The sequence below is a fragment of the Bosea beijingensis genome (genome assembly GCF_030758975.1).
GTDB classification, from domain to species: domain Bacteria; phylum Pseudomonadota; class Alphaproteobacteria; order Rhizobiales; family Beijerinckiaceae; genus Allobosea; species Allobosea beijingensis.
This window is the reverse complement of sequence record NZ_CP132359.1, coordinates 5,413,868-5,434,223: the sequence shown is the minus strand read 5'-3', so window position 1 is coordinate 5,434,223 and position 20,356 is coordinate 5,413,868. Positions and strand designations below refer to the sequence as shown.

Genomic DNA, 20,356 nt, shown 5'->3' with positions numbered 1-20,356 from the left:
GGAGACAGGCGATGAAGCAAGAGGTCATGAACCTTTTCGGCCAGCAGCCGGTCCAGCAGGCCTTCGACGCGATCAAGATCTCGATCGCGAGCCCGGAGAAGATCCTGTCCTGGTCCTATGGCGAGATCAAAAAGCCGGAGACCATCAACTACCGCACGTTCAAGCCGGAGCGTGACGGCCTGTTCTGCGCCCGCATCTTCGGGCCGATCAAGGACTACGAGTGCCTGTGCGGCAAGTACAAGCGCATGAAGTTCAAGGGCGTCATCTGCGAGAAGTGCGGCGTGGAAGTCACGCTCGCCCGCGTCCGGCGCGAGCGCATGGGCCATATCGAGCTGGCAGCCCCGGTCGCGCATATCTGGTTCCTGAAGTCGCTGCCCTCGCGCATCGGCCTGCTGATGGATATGCCGCTCAAGGACCTCGAGCGTATTCTCTATTTCGAAAGCTACGTCGTCATCGAGCCGGGCCTCACCCCGCTCAAGGACCGTCAGCTTCTGTCGGAGGAAGAGTACGTCCGGGCTCAGGAAGAGTACGGTGCGGACACCTTCACCGCCATGATCGGCGCGGAGGCCATCCGCGAGATGCTGCGCGCGCTCGACCTCGACCAGATCAACGCCGATCTCAAGCATGAGATCGCGACGACGACGTCGGAGCTGAAGCCCAAGAAGCTGATGAAGCGCCTCAAGATCATCGAGGCCTTCCAGGAGTCGGGCAACAAGCCGGAATGGATGGTGATGACCCAGATTCCGGTCATCCCGCCGGATCTGCGTCCGCTCGTTCCGCTCGATGGCGGCCGCTTCGCGACCTCGGACCTGAACGACCTCTATCGTCGCGTCATCAACCGCAACAACCGCCTGAAGCGCCTGATCGAGTTGCGCGCGCCGGACATCATCATCCGCAACGAGAAGCGGATGCTGCAGGAATCCGTCGACGCCCTGTTCGACAACGGCCGCCGCGGCCGCGTCATCACGGGTGCCAACAAGCGCCCGCTGAAGTCGCTCGCCGACATGCTGAAGGGCAAGCAGGGCCGCTTCCGCCAGAACCTGCTCGGCAAGCGCGTCGACTACTCGGGCCGCTCGGTCATCGTCGTCGGCCCGGAGATGAAGCTGCACCAGTGCGGCCTGCCGAAGAAGATGGCGCTCGAGCTGTTCAAGCCGTTCATCTATGCGCGCCTCGACGCCAAGGGCTACTCGACCACGGTCAAGCAGGCCAAGAAGCTCGTCGAGAAGGAGAAGCCGGAGGTCTGGGATATCCTGGACGAGGTCATCCGCGAGCATCCGGTGATGCTGAACCGCGCCCCGACGCTGCACCGCCTCGGCATCCAGGCCTTCGAGCCCGTGCTGATCGAAGGCAAGGCGATCCAGCTCCATCCGCTGGTCTGCGCCGCCTTCAACGCGGACTTCGACGGCGACCAGATGGCCGTTCACGTCCCGCTGTCGCTCGAAGCGCAGCTCGAAGCGCGCGTGCTGATGATGTCGACCAACAACATCCTGCACCCGGCGAACGGCATGCCGATCATCGTGCCGTCGCAGGACATCGTGCTCGGCCTCTACTACCTCTCGATCGTCTCGGACGGCGAGCCGGGCCAGGGCAAGATCTTCGGCGATTTCGGCGAGCTCGAATACGCGCTGCACGAGAAGGTCGTGACGCTGCATTCGAAGATCAAATATCGCTGGACCGGCATCGGCCATGACGGCAAGCCGTACACGAAGATCTACGACACCACGCCGGGCCGCGTGATCCTCTCGACCGCGCTGCCGGAGCATCCGGCCGTGTCCTTCGACGTCGTCAACAAGCTGATGACGAAGAAGGAAATCTCCGGAATGATCGACGCCGTGTATCGCGGCTGCGGTCAGAAGGAATCGGTGATCTTCTGCGACCGCGTCATGGGGCTGGGCTTCAAGCACGCCTTCAAGGCCGGCATCTCCTTCGGCAAGGACGACATGGTCGTGCCGGAGAACAAGTGGGAGATCGTCGACACGACCCGCGCGCTCGCCAAGGATTACGAGCAGCAGTACCAGGACGGCCTGATCACCCAGGGCGAGAAGTACAACAAGGTCGTCGACGCCTGGGCGAAGTGCTCCGACAAGCTCGCCCAGGAGATGATGGCCCGCATCTCGACCGTCCAGAAGGACGAGACCGGCCGCGACAAGCAGATCAACTCGATCTACATGATGTCGCACTCCGGCGCCCGTGGTTCGCCGGCGCAGATGCGCCAGCTCGCCGCCATGCGCGGCCTGATGGCCAAGCCGTCGGGCGAGATCATCGAGTCGCCGATCATCTCGAACTTCAAGGAAGGCCTCGACGTTCTCGAGTACTTCAATTCGACCCACGGCGCCCGCAAGGGTCTCGCCGACACGGCGCTCAAGACGGCCAACTCCGGCTATCTCACCCGCCGTCTCGTCGACGTGGCGCAGGACGCGATCATCTCCGAGACGGATTGCGGCTCGGATAACGGCATCAAGATGCGCGCCATCGTCGATGCCGGCCAGGTCGTGGCTTCGCTCGGCATGCGCATCCTGGGCCGCGCGACGGCCGAGGACATCGTCGATGGCGAGGGCAAGGTCATCGTCGCCAAGGGCGTCGTGATCGAAGAGAGCGACATCGCCAAGATCAACGCCGCCGGTGTCCAGGAGGTGAAGATCCGTTCGGTTCTCACCTGCGAGACCAAGAACGGCGTCTGCGCCACCTGCTACGGTCGCGACCTGGCTCGCGGCACGCCCGTCAACATGGGCGAGGCCGTCGGCGTCATCGCGGCGCAGTCGATCGGCGAGCCGGGCACGCAGCTCACCATGCGTACCTTCCACATCGGCGGCGCGGCCACCATCGCCGACCAGTCCTTCGTCGAGTCGAATTTCGAAGGCACCGTCAAGATGCGCAACCGCAACGTCGCGCGGAACTCGGACGGCGACCTGATCGCCATGGCGCGCAACATCGCCATCGTGATCGTCGGCCCGGACGGCGCCGAGCGCGCGGTCCATCGCGTCCAGTTCGGTTCGAAGCTGCGCGTGGACGAGGGCGACAAGGTCAAGCGCGGCCAGCGCCTGATCGAGTGGGACCCCTATTCCCGCCCGATCCTCGCGGAAGTGGACGGCAAGGTCGGCTACGAGGACCTCGTGGACGGCATGTCGATCACCGAGACGACCGACGAGGCGACCGGCATCTCCAAGCGCGTCGTCATCGACTGGCGCGGCTCGGCCCGTACGGCCGATCTCAAGCCGGCGATGGTGATCTACGGGGCCGACGGCAAGGTCGCGAAGCTCGCCCGTGGTGGCGAAGCCCGCTACATCCTGCCGGTCGACGGCATCATCTCGGTGGAGCCGGGCCATGCGATCAAGGCCGGCGACGTGCTCGCCCGCGTCTCGACCGACTCGGCCAAGACCCGCGACATCACCGGCGGTCTGCCGCGCGTCGCGGAGCTGTTCGAGGCCCGTCGTCCGAAGGATGCGGCGATCATTGCCGAGAAGTCGGGCGTGATCGGCTTCGGCAAGGACTACAAGAACAAGCGTCGCGTCACGCTGACGCCGCATGACGGTTCCGACGGGGTCGAGTACCTGATCCCGAAGGGCAAGCACATCCATCTCCAGGACGGCGACGTCGTGGAGGTCGGCGACTACATCCTCGACGGCAACCCGGCCCCGCACGACATCCTGGCGATCAAGGGCGTCGAGGAGCTGGCGGCTTATCTGGTCAACGAAATCCAGGAGGTCTATCGCCTCCAGGGCGTGACCATCAACGATAAGCACATCGAGGTCATCGTCCGGCAGATGCTGCAGAAGGTCGAGATCACCGAGTCCGGCGACAGCGACATCCTGACCGGCGACCAGGTCGATCGGATCGAGCTGGAAGAGGTCAACGCGAAGCTGCGCGAAGAGGGCAAGAAGCCGGCCTCCGGCGTTCCGGTCCTGCTCGGCATCACCAAGGCCTCGCTGCAGACCCGCTCCTTCATCTCGGCGGCGTCCTTCCAGGAGACCACCCGCGTCCTCACCGAAGCGGCGGTCAACGGCAAGTCGGACATGCTCGAAGGCCTCAAGGAGAACGTCATCGTCGGCTCGCTCATCCCGGCCGGCACCGGCGCCCAGGTCGCCCGCATCAAGCAGGTGGCCACGCGCCGCGACGATCTCATCGTCGGCCAGAAGGCGGATGCGGCGGCCAAGGCCGCCAAGGCAGCCGCCGCTGTACTCCCGGCTGCCGAATAAGCTGCCGGCGAGAGCCAGATGCTACGAAACGGCCGCCTTCGGGCGGCCGTTTTCTTTTTCGCGCGAGCCGCGACGTGTCCGAACGGCGCGCCGGCAAGCTATGGCTCATCCTCGGCCCTTCGCCGGACGGGCCGGCGCGGGGCCGCCGTTTACTCGCATTTTCTTCACGCGCCTCGTCGGGCTCGGCCTTGCGCCGCGCGAGGCGAGCGAGCGTCTCGGCATCACCGAGGAGACGGCGCGGGCCACCTTGAAGCGCGCCTTCCAGAAGACCGGTGTGACGCGGCAGAGCGAGCTTTCGGCATTGCTGGCCCGGGTGGCGGTTCGATAGGGCGGGCAGCGGCTTCGCCGGAAGCCTCTTTCCGGCAGATGATTCTCTTCTGGGGATCGTGTGGTGGTCCGGATCGAACGGAGCTGTACGCTTCGATCCGGACCGCTATGCTGCCGATCGGCGCAAGCTATGCGATCGCACCCGGACTCAGTATGCCATTCGCTTGGTGGGTGGCGGAAATGCAGGCCGAAACGCGCTCGGAGCCGGATTCCGGGGTTGACGCGAATCTCCGCGTGAGTCATAAGCGCGCCACTGTCGACGGCTGTCGGACACGTTTGTCGCTTGCGCATGGTTCGCGAGCGAGGTTCGCGACCGAAACTCCGTCGGAATTCCAGCGTCGATTGACGACATGGCAGGACGCATGAACGCGGGTTTTCCGTGTTCCTCTGCTGGCGAACGCGCCTGAGGCCCCTGAAAGGGCGCCGATGGCGCGGCTTCGTTTATGTCATGGCTTTTTTCGATCTGGGAGATTGACCAGGAATTTCCAAACGCTCAGTGGGGCGAGAGGCCAGAATGCCGACAATCAGCCAGCTCATCCGCAAGCCGCGGTTGCCCGTTAAGGTGCGCAACACCGCCCCGGCGCTTGAGAATTGCCCGCAGAAGCGCGGCGTTTGCACGCGCGTCTATACGACGACCCCGAAGAAGCCGAACTCGGCGCTCCGCAAGGTTGCGAAGGTTCGCCTGACCAACGGCTTCGAGGTGATCGGCTATATTCCGGGTGAGGGTCACAACCTCCAGGAGCACTCTGTCGTCATGATCCGTGGCGGCCGCGTGAAGGACCTTCCCGGCGTGCGCTATCACATCCTGCGCGGTGTGCTCGACACGCAGGGCGTCAAGAACCGCAAGCAGCGCCGTTCGAAGTACGGCGCGAAGCGTCCCAAGTAATTTCGGCCCGACCGGCCGGGCGCGCCGCCTGAGCCGGTCCGCCGCGTTGAAGATTTACGGAGACTAGACGATGTCCCGCCGCCACAGTGCCGAAAAGCGCGAAGTTATCCCGGACCCGAAGTTCGGCGATATCGTCGTGACCAAGTTCATGAACTCGGTCATGTACGAAGGTAAGAAGTCGACCGCCGAGCGGATCGTCTACGGTGCCTTCGACATTATCGAGGCCAAGACCAAGAGCGAGCCGCTCGGCGTCTTCAAGTCGGCGCTCGAGAACGTCGCTCCGGCGATCGAGGTCCGTTCGCGTCGCGTCGGTGGCGCGACCTATCAGGTTCCGGTCGAGGTTCGCTCCGAGCGCCGCCAGGCACTCGCGATCCGCTGGCTGATCGCTGCCGCTCGCGGCCGCAACGACAAGACCATGGTGGAGCGCCTGTCGGCTGAGCTGATGGACGCCGCCAACAACCGCGGCAACGCCGTCAAGAAGCGCGAAGACACGCACCGGATGGCGGAAGCCAACCGCGCCTTCTCGCACTACCGCTGGTAAGCGGCGCGTCGACCCGAGACACAGAGCACGATCATGGCCCGTTCCCATCCCATCGACCGTTATCGCAACTTCGGCATCATGGCCCACATCGATGCCGGCAAGACGACGACGACCGAGCGCATCCTCTACTACACAGGCAAGTCCCATAAGATCGGCGAAGTCCATGACGGCGCCGCGACCATGGACTGGATGACGCAGGAGCAGGAGCGTGGCATCACGATCACCTCGGCTGCGACGACCTGCTTCTGGCAGGACAACCGCCTGAACATCATCGACACCCCCGGCCACGTCGACTTCACCATCGAAGTCGAGCGTTCGCTGCGCGTGCTCGACGGCGCCGTCTGCGTTCTCGACGGCAACCAGGGCGTCGAGCCCCAGACCGAGACCGTCTGGCGCCAGGCCGACAAGTACGACGTCCCGCGTATCGTGTTCGTCAACAAGATGGACAAGATCGGCGCCGATTTCTATCGCTGCGTCCAGGACATCATCGACCGCGTCGCCGGCAAGCCCGTCTGCCTGCAGATTCCGATTGGTTCGGAAGCCGCTTTCGCCGGCGTGATCGACCTGATCAAGATGAAGGCGATCGTCTGGAACGGCGAGGCGCTGGGCGCTTCGTTCGAGGAGCAGGACATCCCGGCGGACCTCGCCGACAAGGCTGCCGAGTATCGCAACAAGCTCGTCGAGGCCGCCGTCGAAATGGACGACGCCGCGATGGAGGCTTACCTCGAGGGCACCGAGCCGGATGCCGCGACGCTGCGCAAGCTCGTCCGGACGGCCGTTCAGCGCCGCGCGTTCCACCCGGTTCTCTGCGGCTCGGCCTTCAAGAACAAGGGCGTGCAGCCCCTGCTCGACGCCGTCGTCGACTTCCTGCCGTCGCCGGTCGATCGCGGCGCGGTCGAAGGCATCGACTTCAAGACGGAAGAGCCGACGACCCGCAACCCGACCGACGCCGATCCGTTCGCGATGCTCGCGTTCAAGATCATGGACGACCCCTTCGTCGGTACCATCACCTTCTGCCGCATCTATTCGGGCAAGGTCGAGGCCGGCCAGGGCGTCATCAACTCGACCCGCGACAAGAAGGAGCGCGTCGGTCGCATGCTCCTGATGCATGCGAACAACCGCGAAGACATCAAGGAGGCTTATGCCGGCGACATCGTCGCCCTGGCCGGCCTCAAGGACGTCCGCACCGGCGACACGCTCTGCGACCCGACCAACGCGGTCATCCTGGAGCGCATGGAGTTCCCCGAGCCGGTCATCACGATCGCGATCGAGCCGAAGTCCAAGGCCGACCAGGAGAAGCTGGGCCTCGCCCTGTCGAAGCTCGCGAACGAGGATCCGTCCTTCCGCGTGTCGACCGACCAGGAAAGCGGCCAGACCATCCTGAAGGGCATGGGCGAGCTCCATCTCGACATCAAGGTCGACATCCTGAAGCGCACCTACAAGGTCGACGCCAATATCGGCGCCCCGCAGGTTGCGTATCGCGAGACGCTGACCAAAAAGGCCGAGATCGACTACACCCACAAGAAGCAGACCGGCGGTACGGGCCAGTTCGCCCGCGTCAAGCTCGTCATCGAGCCGAACGAGACCGGCAAGGGCTTCGAGTTCGAGTCGAAGATCGTCGGCGGCGCGGTGCCGAAGGAATACATCCCGGGCGTCGAAAAGGGCCTGAACTCGGTCATCGGCTCCGGCGTGCTCGCCGGCTTCCCGGTGGTCGACGTCAAGGTCTCGCTGATCGACGGCGCCTTCCACGAAGTCGACTCGTCGGCCCTGGCCTTCGAAATCGCCTCCCGTGCGGCGCTGCGCGAAGGTCTGCAGAAGGGCGGCTCCGTGCTGCTCGAGCCGATCATGAAGGTCGAAGTCGTGACCCCGGAAGACTATACCGGTTCGGTCATCGGCGACCTGAACTCGCGTCGCGGCCAGATCCAGGGCCAGGACATGCGCGGCAACGCCGTCGTGATCAACGCGATGGTTCCGCTGGCGAACATGTTCGGCTACGTGAACCAGCTTCGCTCGTTCTCGCAGGGCCGCGCGAACTACACGATGCAGTTCGACCACTATGAGCAGGTGCCGTCGGCGGTGGCCGCCGAGGTCCAGGCCAAGTACGCCTGAACCCCGCACCGAACCGACTGACCATTTGAACAAGATTTGACGGAGGCTACGNCTCGCAGGGCCGCGCGAACTACACGATGCAGTTCGACCACTATGAGCAGGTGCCGTCGGCGGTGGCCGCCGAGGTCCAGGCCAAGTACGCCTGAACCCCGCACCGAACCGACTGACCATTTGAACAAGATTTGACGGAGGCTACGATGGCCAAAGAGAAGTTTGCGCGCAACAAGCCGCACTGCAACATTGGAACGATTGGTCACGTCGACCATGGCAAGACGTCTTTGACGGCTGCGATCACGAAGGTTCTGGCCGAGTCCGGCGGCGCGTCGTTCACGGCGTATGACCAGATCGACAAGGCGCCGGAGCGTGTGCATGGACACCCGCTTGTCGAGCTTGGCCGCAACGGCTGCGGCATGACAGGCCCGGTTGAGCTGGCGCGTCGTGATCGGCTGGCCCGGCTGCTGGCCGGGGAAGAGCCAGCCACGCGGGCGCTTCACCCGCCACCATTGCCGCAGGAGGTCGAGCAGGTCGGGCGCGAGCATGACATAGCGGTCCTTGCGGCCCTTGCCCTGCTCGACCCGGATCAGCATGCGCGCGCTGTCGACGTCGGCGACCTTGAGGTTGGCGATCTCCGACACGCGCAGGCCGCAGCCATAGGCGATACTCAGCGCGGCCCGGTCCTTCAGGCTCCGCGCATGGGCCAGCAGCAACGCCACCTCTTGCGTGTCCAGCACGACTGGCAACCGCTCCGGCGTCGGGATCCGCGCCATGCGGTCACCGAAGCCGGTCCGGCCCAGCGTGACGTGGAAGAAGAACCGCAGCGCCGTGCATGCCAGGTTCATCCGGGCGTAGCTGGCGCCGAGCGAGGCCAGGTGAAGCTGATAGCGCCGCAGGTCCTCCGGCTCGGCCCGGTCCGGCGGCAAGCCAAGGAAGGCCGTGAACTCACGCACCTGCCGGACATAGTCGCGCTGCGTGTGCTCGCTAAACCGGCGGATGGTCATGTCCTCGATCATCCGCTGGCGTAGCGGACTGACGGTGACGGGATCGATCATGGAAGCCTCCGAGGATGAGGGAAAACGACCCTGAAATCCTCGAATGCAGCGCCTCACAGGCAAAATCTCAGCAATTACCGAGCCGCAGCGCACTGCCGCGAGAGCGGCTTAGTCCAGTGGCGCGACGTTGACACGACCTGTGTCTGCACTCAGCCATCGATTTTTGATTGACCGGATCGTGGATTGCAGGGGATTGCCGTTCGGCTGTGACCTGCCACACGATCTGAGAAAATTGTATGCAAGACCCCGGCGTAAACCGTCTGTTAGGAAATACCTTCATAAGGTGGGATACGAATTCCTCAGCGCTTAGCGAGGGTCTCGTCCACAAACCAGTCGATCGCTCCTGCGGCGATGAGTTCACGAGGCCAGCCAGCTCGAACTGCTTGTTCGAAGACTGAGCGCAGGGAGGGATCGAGCGCTCGTGTTGCGTCGGACTTGCCGACCCGCGCCGCCGTTAGGACTTCTGGGGGAGGAGGCGCTACCGCCAGCCTCGATACCCCCTGCAGAATATGTGCGACGAACTCTGGCGGGCCCCTCCGGACCCAGTTTTCTACAGTCCGGATGGGGATGCGATACGCCCGCGAAAAGCTGGCCTGGGAGTACCCCAGGTCACCCAGCATCGCTTTAAAGGCTGAACCGTCCATCCAGTAACCCGTTGCGTCGCGAAAGCAGCCAGGTCGGCGGGCACCTCAATGCCCGCACGATCCGCCCTTCGCCGAAACTCTGCAAGCCGCAGGGTTAATCGATCCTTGATGATCAACAGCTCGATCAAGGATCGAGGTTACAGTCCTTCAAGGATTCCCACCTTTTGGGTGGGAACTTCACTGCCCATCGACTCCAGTTGGGGCCGCTGGCCGGGCCGATCCCCTTTATCGTCAACATGACCGCACCGCATCTCGGCGGCGGTTCAATCACGCCTCGAGGAGCTCATGGACTTCACGGATCCAAGAATGCGCAGCCAGGCCTTGAAACGGATCGACCTACTGCGGCGTCTGACCGATGATCTTACTGGGATCGTCAACGGTAGTTGCCCCTCTCCAGAGCAGATTGAAGCGGCAGTGGGCATTCGAGCCTTCTCGGTCGTCGATCGATCCGTCCCGTGCCTACAGGGGCTCGTTACCGCGCACCCCACGATCCGGCCGGGCCCGATCACCACTTCGCAGCTCTTCTACGTCGACGTCAAAGGCGGCTGGGCGCGATCACTCTCCAGATTTTATCGCTTGGAAGGATTGACGCCATGAAGATCCGTAGGAACGCGGCCAAGATGCGGTCATGCAAGGCGGCCGGTTCATTCTCCTGCGAAAAGTGGGGCAGCTTCGAACTGTTGACCCACATCGAAGCCGACCCCGCAGTCGGGAGCTTCTGTGAGTTCAATTTCGAAGCGGAGCTCTCCGCATATGATGCCGAAAATTTCACAGATGTCGCGGCCTACCTGGTGCGTCACGAAGCCGGGATCTTCGTCCTGTGCGCTGCTCCCCAGTTAGCGCATTGGTCGACACAAGCGCTGGAGGTCTGGCGGCAGCTCGATGTTACTCTGGCCAGGAAAGGTTGGTGGCTGCTTTCGGTTGAGCCCTCCAAGCTTCGGCGCGAGCCTGCGTGGACGAATGCGCTTCAACTATCCAGGTGTGCTCAGTTCGAGGTGGACTCACGCGACGAGGCGCGTGTTCTGGAGCACCTGTGGCATGTGGGGCGCGCGTCAATCGGCGACGTTATGAGACACTGCCAGGCCACACAGGATTCATTCGAAACAATCCTGAAGCTCCTCTCGTCGGGCATTCTCGTCTGCGACGACGATGACACGCTCACTCCCAGCAGCCGGGTGCGAGCAGGTCGGCCCACACCCCGTACCAACGCGATTGCTTGGCTCTGAAGCGGAGCCGTAGGTCACAGCTGTAGCGTCGTCTGGCGCTGACGCGGCCCGCTCCCCGGAGCCTTCTGCGACGGACCTGCTGGCCGCGACTGTCGATCTTCCAATTTTCCCAACTCGTTCTGTCAATAGGAATGCGTCCATGTTGCAGCGTGCATCCGTGCCGCCGCCGTCAAATCCGCGGCCTAAGAAGACTGTCCAACTCCTGTTGGAATCGAGGGACCCGATAGGGCCGTCTCTGCGCCGTCTGGGGAACAGCGATTGTATCGTTGTTACCTTTCCTCGGGACGCTATGGGCCGGGTTGCCGATTGGCCCGAGCTCCACCGAAGCGGCATTTACTTGCTGATTGCCCCGGCGGTCGGCGATAATCTAATGCGCATCTACGTCGGCCAAGCCCGCCACGTTATGAAGCGGCTCAGGTCGCACGAGCGGGATCGGCTCGATCCAATCTACGTGCAGATTGCTGCGATCGTCAGCGCAGACAACCAAATGCGAGACGATATGCGGGGGTACTGCGAACAGCGGTTTGTCTGGCTGCTCAACCAGACCCGCATGGTGGAGGTTGAGAACTGCTCTCCGCACTATCCCCCAGTTCGCCACGATGTCCAGATCGTGGCCGAAGGGTTTCTCAAAGACGCCCTATTGCTCCTGGGGCCGACCGAGCCCCTAGCGGCAATGGTTGCGGCGACGATAGCTGTGCAGGAGATTGGCAGGGAGGTTACCGGTGAAGCCGGGCCTCAGCCTGTCAGGCCCCTCCTACCAGAACAATTATATGAGCTGCACCGGGGCCCATGCCAGGCCTTTGCCATCAGTTCATCAACCCGGGGCATGCGGGTCCTCGCTGGATCAAGGATCTCGCCCGATATCCATTACACACTGCCGAAGCGGGGGCTGGATCTCCGCAAGAGGCTGCTCGAAGACGGCACGCTCATTTATTGCGATGATAGCGCTGCGCTTGTGCTGATCCGAGACGTCAACGTCTCAACCCCCACCATCGCTGCCAATCTCGTGACCGGCCGTCGGATGGATGGTTACCACAGCTGGAAGCTGGTGATCCTTGATCTGGAGGCGTCTCATGATTGAGGCCTCCGACGCCAACGACTTACTCATCGTTGACGATGAGAACGACTTCCAGATTCCATTGAAACAATCTTTCTTGAAAGGGCGCTTGCAAGTGGAGGAGCGGCTTGCACGGCTCATGCTTTGGGAAGCATGCCCGAAAGCTCTGCGATTAAGGGTAGCAGCTCGAAAGCCTGTCGTGGTGATCATCGAACCGCCCGACGACGATTGGTATAATGCCATCCTCACCGCGGCCCGAGCGCTTGTTCGGCCAGCCCAGTTCCTCCTGTGTGAAAGCGGGAAGAAATCCAAAGGCGATTTCTTCCAGGATGCAGCGCTTCGAACGTCCGTCGAAACAGCCCAGTCGTTGGTGATCATCGGTCGGGAAAGCCTCAGCCCCGCGGTTCAGGCTTCAGCTGATTTCAACGTCAGAGTCTCGCGTCCCGATGGCAAACTCATCGCCCATACCATCAAGGAGACGTTCGGGACCAAGCGATTGCAGCCGCTTCCGAAAGAGTTCGGGGCAAAGCTCACCGCGAGCATTTTGCTCGGCGCAATCCGACGTGGCGAAAGCGCGGCTCGGGCGATCTCTCGTTTAACCGAGCTCGACCGCAAATCGCGCCTGCCTACGAATGCGCTAGCCGGACCTCGTCTTGAGGACCTCGGCGGTTACGGCGACGCCAAGGAATGGGGCTTCAATCTTGCGACCGATATTGCCGCGTATCGGCAGGGGGCCTTGAATTGGCAGGCGGTCAGCAGCGCCGCCGTACTCTTCGGCGAGCCAGGCACAGGCAAAACCTATTTTGCGGCGGCCTTGGCGCGAACATGCGGCGTCCCGCTAGTCGTGACAGGCCTCGGAGAGATATTCAATCAATGCAACGGCTATCTCGAAGGGGTGGTAAAGGCCCTCAGTGCGGCGTTCAATGAAGCCGCTGAGAAAAGCCCTTCGATCTTGTTCTTCGATGAACTGGATTCCATTCCGGACAGAAAGAGTCTCGAACCCCGTGCCCGTGAATGGTGGACGACGATTGTCAATCACGTTCTGAAGCTGATTGATAATCGAGCGGACGGTGTCGCTCTCCTAGGTGCGACAAACCTTATCGATAGGTTGGACGGCGCTCTCGTTCGTCCAGGCCGCCTTGAACGTCAGTTCGAGATCGTCCCGCCTAGTGCTGAGGAGCTTGAAAAGGTCTTCCGCGTGCACCTAGGCGATCGGCTTGTAAACGACGATTTAAAATCGGTCGCACAGCTCGCTATCGGGTCCAGCGGCGCGCGCGCTGCCATGATTGTCAAGTCTGCTCTCGCAGTAGCACGGCGTCAGGGCAGGGAACTTGCCATCGATGACCTGGTCGCAGAGCTAGCCGAGGGGCTGCCCCCTGACCTGCTTGAACGCATTTGCATTCACGAAGCTGGCCACGCCGTCGCAGCCATAGCCCTAGGCTGGGCTGTGGACCATGTATCAACCCTGGGGAAGAGCGGTAAGCTGCCCGGGGTATGCGTAGAAGGGCCAGGAAAAGGCGCCACTCGGCGCAGTCTCGACGATCACGTCGTCATGCTGCTAGCAGGGCGACGCGCCGAGCTTCTTCTTCTCGGCGAAGCCAGCGCCGGCGCCCAGCTCGATCTCCGAGCTGCCACGCGCCTAGTAGCCGCCGCCCATTTCTCTCTCGGCCTGGGTGACCAGCTGACATATCTCGGAGACATAGCTGACGCTGAAAACCTGCTCATCGACCGGGGTGCTGCGAAGGCAGTAGAAGCGGCGCTCCAAGAGCTGGATCGTCGATGCGATGAGCTCCTTGAGCCCCGGCAATCGCAGATCCGTGTTGTGGCGGACAGGCTACGTGAAGCGCGGGTCCTCTCCGGGGATGCCGTGCGGCAGTTGGTGGCGCCGTGAGCGCAATCATGATCCCAGCTGTGCTTCGGTTGCTGGATCGCTGGCAGGCAGATGATCCCACGGTCTGTCGCATTCTGAACATAGAGCCCGATCGCCTTCTGGCTTGGCGCGTGGGCAAATACGATGATTGCGGGGAGGAACTGACGACTCGGCTTATGATCCTCCTCCATATCCATACCCGACTACGTGTCATGTTTACGGATCCCCAGCGGGGCTATGGCTGGGTCTCTCGGCCGAATGATCAGTTTCATGGGCACACTCCTTTGGAGGTGCTCGGGCAACGCGGTCTGCAGGGGCTGATCCGAGTGATGGATTACCTCGACGCTGAAGCGGCTTCCTGAAGGATTGCTCAACCATTCGGCGAACCTGGCGATGCAATCAATGATTGCGAAAGGAGCGGAGACCCATGGTCGCCGCGCCAATTGGACAGCGCACATTGGGCAAGAGACGTCACGAGGGCAGTGAGAAGGTTTGAAGAGTGACTGGCAATAGTGAAGCATCAGCGCTGCTGATCCCCCTGTGCTATACAGATGCAGCGCTACTAGACGAACCCGTTCAGATCGCCGGCGAGCCAATTCTCATCAACGGTGCCTTCCATCGATTGTCGTCTGCAGCGCGAAGCCAACTCGTAAGCTACGGTATCAAGGAAAAGATGCCGATCGTTTTGAAGCGTGACGGCTCATACAATCATCTCATCAATGGCTTTTTGCGTTCCTTGCCAGATAACGGCTGCAACTCGCCCCTCAGTTGGGAGGCATATGCCCGCGACCTCATGCTTTTCGAGACATTTCTGATCGGCCAGGGATGCGAGGAAATCGGCGAGGCTTTACCCCATCATTTTCGTGCTTACCGTGCCCTCCGACGCCATAGGACCCCGGGCCAAAAACCAGTTGAGGCGACGACATGGGACCGGCAGTCGAGCACGTTGCGTCAGTTTTTCTCATGGAGATCGAGAGAGAAAAAAACAATCAACCCTTACGAGCCAGCAAAGAAAGCCCGCCGCCCTTACGGCTTTTACGGTGACAGAAGGCGCGGAGAAGGCAACACGGCGAGCTCCAGCAGATTGGTTAAGCACATCCGCCTCGAAGACTTCCGGGATTTCGTTAACTTGGGACTTTGCGGGTCTTCCGATGATAACCACCCGCCTGAGAAGCTGCGCATGTATCTGCGAAACGCTGCCTTTGCCCAGCTCGCGGTTTGCACGGGTCTAAGATTGACCGAAAATGCCGCTCTCTTGCTCGCCGAATTGGGCAATTTCAACGAGACAACGTCCAAAGTCATTCCGTTCGAGCCGGGCGTTATGACTACGAAAGGTCAGAAGCATCGGCGCCTTTTCATTCCCACTAGTGTCCTCAAGGGTCCGATAGAAAAGTACTGCTCTCTGTTGCGGTCAAACATCGTAACTAGCGACGTTGCAATGAGGCACTACAGCGACAATAAACACAATTGGCAACATGCGGCCCTTTTCGGTGATCGGTATTTCATAGATCGCGTTAGCAAGCAAAGACATGAATACCACAAGCTCGACGTCGATCAGCGCAAAAGGCTTCTCGATGTGTCCGACGGCAAGTATGAGCCAGCAATGCTGTGGCTGCAAGAAAATGGCCAGCCAGCCGCTAACACGACATTTAGCGCGGCGTTTGAAAGGGCCAATCGCTTGCTGGAGACACGCTATGGAAAGGCGCTTGGTGTATCACCCCACATGCTTCGCCATACGTTTGCTGTGTACACTTTGACTGGGTTAATCCGTCGCCTGACTGGTTCTAGTAAAGATCTCGAAAAAGAGAAACATAGATCAAGTTCCTCCGCCTATCAGGAACTCATCGGGGACCCTTTGCGCACTTTGCAGCGGTGGTTGGGACACAGCTCTATAGATACAACGATGATATACCTGACATATATCGATCAAAATCAAGACGAGATCGAGCACGATTTCGCCAATTGGAACAGGCATATTGATCAGGTTTGGAGCATGGCCAAATGAATTCTAGCTCTGACCGCGGAACTTGGCCCGATTCAAACAAGAAGGACGCAGAAACCGTGCGCGCTGAAATTCGGTTTAAGGTAAATTTCACGGGAGGCCGCTCCACGGATATTAATGTAACCCGCGCGGTCGGAATCGCCTTCGAGCAGGAGTTATTCAACTTACTTACGGAAGAGGCTCACGATGAAGGGGCTATCAGCTCGCCTGATTCGGTTTTGTCATCTGTGTTCTCGTTTAGAACATTTTTAGAATACGCATCATTAAACAAACTTAATTTCATTAGATTGTCAGATATATCTGTCGAAGATATCGATAGCTATGAGAAGTTCCTACTGAAAACTTACGCCGATAATCTCGCTCGGGCTTGGGCGCAGATAAATTGCCTTATTCGATTGCTTCGCGCCGCCGATAAACAACGTCTTCTAAAGGATGAATTTACGCATCGTCTGAAAGTTGTTGCGCGTTATATTCCCTTTACACAATACGACCCGAAAGAACCTCTTGATCCAGAGATTTGCGATCAGGTCGTTCATGCGGCGCGGCGACACGTAAATCACGTAAGGCGCCGAATCGCTTATGGATTTAGCTTACTCGCTCAAAGAAATGAATCTGATGTCAGCTGGAGTTCTATTCCAAATATACTAAATTTTATATATGAAGATCCCGGTGGGAGTGTATCCCTTCGGAAACGAATCGCGGTCCACAGGAAAATTTATCGGACATATACCCAATTTTGCGACCTAATATATCTGAATCCTTACGATATTTTCTGCTTCGCTACGCTTATTGCCGTCGAGACAGGTCTTCCAATCGAGTCGATATATGAGCTGGACGAAGACTGCCTAGAAGACATCGGAGCAGTTAGCGCTCGTCTGAAGTATATCAAAAGGCGAGAAAGTAAGTCCGGCAAAAGAGACACCCCGATGTATCTTACTGTTCCGGTGGCCGGGGATTATTCGGCGGTATATTGCATCCGGCTGCTTAAGGATCTCACGGCGTCGGCGAGAGGCAATACGGCGGAACATGAACGGGTTTGGCTGTTCTTGGGGCGTACGCCGAGAGGGCGGGGTACGCCGTCGAAGGTCGGTCGAGTGGTTACTCGTTCGTTGAAATATGCTCGCGCGCTTTGCAACCGCTACAATATTAAAGCGCCTGACGGAAGCATTCTCGATGGCTTCCAGCCTGGGAGAATTCGCAAGACGACGAAGGTCGAGGCCTACAAAAAGGACCCTGTCAGGGCTAGAAAGGTAAGAGATCACTCCAAGACTATTCAAGATGCTCGCTATCTGAGCGTAAAGGCACTTAAGCGACTTCACGAAGCAGCCATCGAAAATGCTATGATGGCGGCAATAAATATGGCCACCAATTCAGAGATCGACGGCAATCTGGGTGACGTGATAGAGGGCGATAGCGCGCAAGGCAAGTATGAAAATCTCGGGGTAGCAAGCTGCAAGGACATAAAAAACTCTCCGATAGGATCTCATCCCGAGAGCGGGCTTTGCGCTACACCAGTTATCGGCTGCTTCAATTGTAAGAATGCGGTAATAACCCGTTCGCACCTGCCTGATATTCTTGCTTTGCAAAAATACCTGATCGAAATGAGGAGCAAGATTGAGCTAGCGCGTTGGCTTGACCTCTTCGCGAAGCCGTGTGCCCAGATTCAGTACAGCATATTACCTAGTTTTCCCCGCGCTTATGTGGAAGACGCTATGTTGTTAACGCAGATTCAGGCATCGAGTGTCTACATTCCGCCGGAATACCTTTTAGGGTGATTTATATGAATAACTCGCCGCAGATTTTGAAATCTAACTTTTGGCCGGACGATATTCCGGTGATGAAAGAGCATCCGCTGGTCAATTTTGTCCAGGCGATGCGCGAGACAAAATTTGGCTCCCGTCAGTGGACCGTTGGCTACCGCGAAAATACAAACGTTGCCAACATGTCTGTCGATTTTGACAAATTATTCCCGTTGCCTCAGCGTCATCTTCTGGCGCGCGAATTATTGATGTTTTTGCTTAATAACGATACGAACACATTCGTTGGCGAACGGCGCCTTAAACGTTACAAAGGAGATTACGCTGTTATAATAGTGCGTTGCCTATACCGGCTTTATCTGTTTATGGATTCCATTTCAATAGGCTCACTTCGCGACCTCACTCAATCTCATCTGAATCAATTCATCGATATGAAAGCTAATTCCTCTGGCGAGGTCCGGCAGCGCGAGAGATCTCATCTCGCAACGATCTATGCTGCTGGAGAATCTATGACCAATGACCGGCTTAGCTTCATGCCTTGGGAGGGGGTGACCGGTCAAAAATACGTTAAGCGATCCCTAGAGACAAAAACTAAGGTCATCCCGCCTGACGTCATGGGTCCATTGCTTATTTGGGCGATGAAGTACGTTGACCATTACTCGGACGACATCATTGGAGCATTTTATAACCAACGACTGAATAGCGCGGGGCACCGCGCCATTCGTGAGAATATTAAAGGCATAAAGGGAGTTATGGTCAAGGCGATGCTTTCAGATCGCGCCGCGGTGATCCGAGACAAGATCGAGAGGGCAGCCGTTGGTGACTATCATGTGGTCGCTGAAAGTGGCCTGCGGTGGCGTGAGTTGATTGAAGGGCTCGATATAGCTGATGAATTTCGCAATCTGGTTGCAGCTTGTTACATTGTCACGGCATACCTTTCTGGTATGCGAGACAGTGAAGTACAAGCTATCCGGAGAGGTGGCTTAGAAATCGCTGTCGATTCGAATTCGAACGTTATCCGTCGTTATTTGGAATCTACCCAATACAAAGGATCCCATGTAGGCGGTAAATTGCGGACTTGGGTCGTTGTTGAGCCTGTTGAGCGCGCTATTATGGCAGTTCTAATGTTGTCCTATTACAATAGTAAATTGGGAGGGAAATCGTTTATGTTTATTTCTCCTTCGATGTTTGAAGGGGATACTGTTCCAGTAAAATCATATATTAACAACAATATCGCATCGTTTATTGATCACGTGAATAATTACCTGGAGCCACGTCATCGCTCTCCTTCTCATCCACCTATTCCAGTCGAACGATTTGGGCGTATTACGACTCGGATGTTTCGTAAAACTATCGCATGGCATATTGCAAACCAACCTTTTGGCATCGTTGCGGGAATGATTCAGTTTGGCCATTTGAAGGCGCAGATGTTTGAGGGGTATGCTGGCACAGCGAGTGCTGGATTGCTTAAGGACATTGAGGAGCAGCAAGCTCTCGCGAACGCTCGTGAAGTGCGCGCGATCTTTGATGACCATCTAAAAGGGATCAAAGTAGCCGGCCCGCTAAGCTCTGAGATCAACACTGAGATGGAGAAAATTGGAGAGCTAGCCTCTTTTGAGGGGAAAGTGGTTACGGACGGGAGGGAGATTGACGCGATGCTGCGGCATCGAGCAACGAGTTTCTATCCACGGCCTGTAAATGATTGTTTCTTCAACCGCGACCGGGCGCAATGCCTTCCGCCAGTAGTCCGAGGCAAAACGGATAATGCAGTTCCGGTCACTCACACCTGCAAATTCGACCGCTGCGAAAACAGTTGCTGGCGTTTGAAGCATTTGCCCGCAATTCAGGCGCGATTGGAGGATTTGTTAAAACTAGCTACCAAAAACAATACCGGCCCGGGGCAACGAGCAATCGTGCGCGAGGAAAGCGCCCGCCTAAATCGTATCGTTGAGGAAATCAAGGAGGCTGCAAGTGGGGGTCACTGACGACAACCGCGCCAAACTGCGTCTGGCGATGGCCGATCTGCTCGGTTCTGGTGACCAAACAAGTAAGAAGCGCCTCACTTGGAAGATGGTGTTCGAGAAGGCTAGAGTTGCGCGATCGACTGCAAACCATCCAAATTATCGGGATATCAAGCAGGCTTGGGATGAGGATTTAGCTAAGAGCTTGTCGAAATCCGAAGCGGCAGCAAAATCGCTGGACCAGCAGAGGCAGCGTAAGGGGCGGGTAAAGGAGGACCCTGCGGCGCTGCGGCGCACAATCTCCGTCCTGGCCAACCACATTCAGGTGCTCGCCCTGCAGCTTGAGGCGACGCAGGCGGACCTGATCAAGGCGAATGCTAGGCTGGCTGAAGAGCGGTCAAAGTTGCCAGCGATGAAGAAAATGATTTCGGCGTAGACGGCAAACGCCTTCGGCAGGGTGTACCTGTAAGAGCGGTTAGAGCGTGAGGAATGTGATTCCGGTTGAGAACGATATGTCTATGGAAGGTGCGCGACTTGCCCCGAGAGGCTTCCTAGTACTTGAGCCCATGTGCCTCAGCAAATTGCCGGTCCGCAGGTCGCTATGCCGGCGACCGGCGGGTCGACTTGGGCCTATAGCGCCGATCCGCATGGATGTTGAGACTAACTGATCGACCTGGGTGTCCGTTTCTACCGCTCGTGTTGCTGCCGCTGTTTCATGCATCCCGCGACGG

At 59.1% G+C, this 20,356-nt stretch carries 14 protein-coding genes and 2 pseudogenes; 15 read left to right on the top strand and 1 reads right to left on the bottom strand.

Annotated features, from left to right (window positions below; all coding sequences use genetic code 11):
* The first annotated feature begins 11 nt into the window (after positions 1-11).
* From rpoC to Q9235_RS26025, 6 genes and pseudogenes are all read left to right on the top strand, one after another.
* The gene (gene rpoC, locus Q9235_RS26050) at positions 12-4,196 is read left to right on the top strand and encodes a DNA-directed RNA polymerase subunit beta' (RefSeq protein ID WP_306224629.1); all 4,185 of its coding nucleotides are present in this window, start codon (positions 12-14) and stop codon (positions 4,194-4,196) included.
* Positions 4,197-4,296: 100 nt separating this feature from the next.
* Entirely contained in the window at positions 4,297-4,524 is a 228-nt protein-coding gene (locus Q9235_RS26045) for a helix-turn-helix domain-containing protein (protein WP_306224628.1), read from the top strand.
* Positions 4,525-5,037: 513 nt separating this feature from the next.
* Positions 5,038-5,409 carry a 30S ribosomal protein S12 gene (rpsL, locus tag Q9235_RS26040; RefSeq protein WP_047577906.1) on the top strand — a complete coding sequence of 124 codons (372 nt, stop codon included), beginning with the start codon at positions 5,038-5,040 and terminating at the stop codon, positions 5,407-5,409.
* Between the two features lie 70 nt (positions 5,410-5,479).
* The gene (rpsG, locus tag Q9235_RS26035; RefSeq protein ID WP_047577908.1) at positions 5,480-5,950 is read left to right on the top strand and encodes a 30S ribosomal protein S7; all 471 of its coding nucleotides are present in this window, start codon (positions 5,480-5,482) and stop codon (positions 5,948-5,950) included.
* 33 nt (positions 5,951-5,983) lie between these two features.
* Positions 5,984-8,059 carry an elongation factor G gene (fusA, locus tag Q9235_RS26030; protein ID WP_306224627.1) on the top strand — a complete coding sequence of 692 codons (2,076 nt, stop codon included), beginning with the start codon at positions 5,984-5,986 and terminating at the stop codon, positions 8,057-8,059.
* A 197-nt stretch (positions 8,060-8,256) separates the two neighbouring features.
* A pseudogene (locus tag Q9235_RS26025) lies at positions 8,257-8,421 on the top strand (GTP-binding protein); the annotation flags it as partial.
* Positions 8,422-8,472: 51 nt separating this feature from the next.
* Here Q9235_RS26025 and Q9235_RS26020 read toward each other — a convergent pair.
* Positions 8,473-9,057 (bottom strand): annotated as a pseudogene (locus Q9235_RS26020) (tyrosine-type recombinase/integrase); the annotation flags it as partial.
* 1,001 nt (positions 9,058-10,058) lie between these two features.
* Between Q9235_RS26020 and Q9235_RS26015 the strand changes: the two are divergent.
* The 9 genes from Q9235_RS26015 (at position 10,059) to Q9235_RS25980 (ending at position 20,061) form a co-directional block, all read left to right on the top strand.
* Positions 10,059-10,349 (top strand): DUF6634 family protein, encoded by a 291-nt coding sequence (locus tag Q9235_RS26015; protein WP_306224626.1) that lies wholly within the window; start codon positions 10,059-10,061, stop codon positions 10,347-10,349.
* Entirely contained in the window at positions 10,346-10,978 is a 633-nt protein-coding gene (locus Q9235_RS26010; RefSeq protein WP_306224625.1) for a hypothetical protein, read from the top strand. The genes Q9235_RS26015 and Q9235_RS26010 overlap by 4 nt, the downstream gene beginning before the upstream one ends.
* Before the next feature lie 370 nt (positions 10,979-11,348).
* The gene (locus Q9235_RS26005; protein WP_306224624.1) at positions 11,349-12,059 is read left to right on the top strand and encodes a GIY-YIG nuclease family protein; all 711 of its coding nucleotides are present in this window, start codon (positions 11,349-11,351) and stop codon (positions 12,057-12,059) included.
* The gene (locus tag Q9235_RS26000) at positions 12,052-13,926 is read left to right on the top strand and encodes an AAA family ATPase (protein WP_306224623.1); all 1,875 of its coding nucleotides are present in this window, start codon (positions 12,052-12,054) and stop codon (positions 13,924-13,926) included. Before Q9235_RS26005 ends, Q9235_RS26000 begins: the two co-directional genes overlap by 8 nt.
* Before the next feature lie 8 nt (positions 13,927-13,934).
* Positions 13,935-14,267, top strand: a complete 333-nt coding sequence (locus tag Q9235_RS26955; RefSeq protein ID WP_422678244.1) for an MbcA/ParS/Xre antitoxin family protein — start codon at positions 13,935-13,937, stop codon at positions 14,265-14,267.
* A 137-nt stretch (positions 14,268-14,404) separates the two neighbouring features.
* Entirely contained in the window at positions 14,405-15,910 is a 1,506-nt protein-coding gene (locus tag Q9235_RS25995; protein ID WP_306224622.1) for a tyrosine-type recombinase/integrase, read from the top strand.
* On the top strand, positions 15,907-17,682 hold the full coding sequence (locus tag Q9235_RS25990; RefSeq protein WP_306224621.1) for a hypothetical protein: 1,776 nt from the start codon (positions 15,907-15,909) through the stop codon (positions 17,680-17,682). Before Q9235_RS25995 ends, Q9235_RS25990 begins: the two co-directional genes overlap by 4 nt.
* 5 nt (positions 17,683-17,687) lie before the next feature.
* Positions 17,688-19,649, top strand: coding sequence for a site-specific integrase (locus tag Q9235_RS25985; protein ID WP_306224620.1), 1,962 nt, complete (start codon positions 17,688-17,690; stop codon positions 19,647-19,649).
* The gene (locus Q9235_RS25980) at positions 19,636-20,061 is read left to right on the top strand and encodes a hypothetical protein (RefSeq protein WP_306224619.1); all 426 of its coding nucleotides are present in this window, start codon (positions 19,636-19,638) and stop codon (positions 20,059-20,061) included. The genes Q9235_RS25985 and Q9235_RS25980 overlap by 14 nt, the downstream gene beginning before the upstream one ends.
* The last annotated feature ends 295 nt before the right edge of the window (positions 20,062-20,356 follow it).

What these genes read in the sequence shown, in the direction of transcription:
- rpoC (WP_306224629.1), top strand. Translation starts at nt 12, where the DNA reads ATGAAGCAAGAGGTCATGAACCTTTTCGGCCAGCAGCCGGTCCAGCAG.
- Q9235_RS26045 (WP_306224628.1), top strand. Translation starts at nt 4,297, where the DNA reads ATGGCTCATCCTCGGCCCTTCGCCGGACGGGCCGGCGCGGGGCCGCCG.
- rpsL (WP_047577906.1), top strand. Translation starts at nt 5,038, where the DNA reads ATGCCGACAATCAGCCAGCTCATCCGCAAGCCGCGGTTGCCCGTTAAG.
- rpsG (WP_047577908.1), top strand. Translation starts at nt 5,480, where the DNA reads ATGTCCCGCCGCCACAGTGCCGAAAAGCGCGAAGTTATCCCGGACCCG.
- fusA (WP_306224627.1), top strand. Translation starts at nt 5,984, where the DNA reads ATGGCCCGTTCCCATCCCATCGACCGTTATCGCAACTTCGGCATCATG.
- Q9235_RS26015 (WP_306224626.1), top strand. Translation starts at nt 10,059, where the DNA reads ATGCGCAGCCAGGCCTTGAAACGGATCGACCTACTGCGGCGTCTGACC.
- Q9235_RS26010 (WP_306224625.1), top strand. Translation starts at nt 10,346, where the DNA reads ATGAAGATCCGTAGGAACGCGGCCAAGATGCGGTCATGCAAGGCGGCC.
- Q9235_RS26005 (WP_306224624.1), top strand. Translation starts at nt 11,349, where the DNA reads ATGCGCATCTACGTCGGCCAAGCCCGCCACGTTATGAAGCGGCTCAGG.
- Q9235_RS26000 (WP_306224623.1), top strand. Translation starts at nt 12,052, where the DNA reads ATGATTGAGGCCTCCGACGCCAACGACTTACTCATCGTTGACGATGAG.
- Q9235_RS26955 (WP_422678244.1), top strand. Translation starts at nt 13,935, where the DNA reads ATGATCCCAGCTGTGCTTCGGTTGCTGGATCGCTGGCAGGCAGATGAT.
- Q9235_RS25990 (WP_306224621.1), top strand. Translation starts at nt 15,907, where the DNA reads ATGAATTCTAGCTCTGACCGCGGAACTTGGCCCGATTCAAACAAGAAG.
- Q9235_RS25985 (WP_306224620.1), top strand. Translation starts at nt 17,688, where the DNA reads ATGAATAACTCGCCGCAGATTTTGAAATCTAACTTTTGGCCGGACGAT.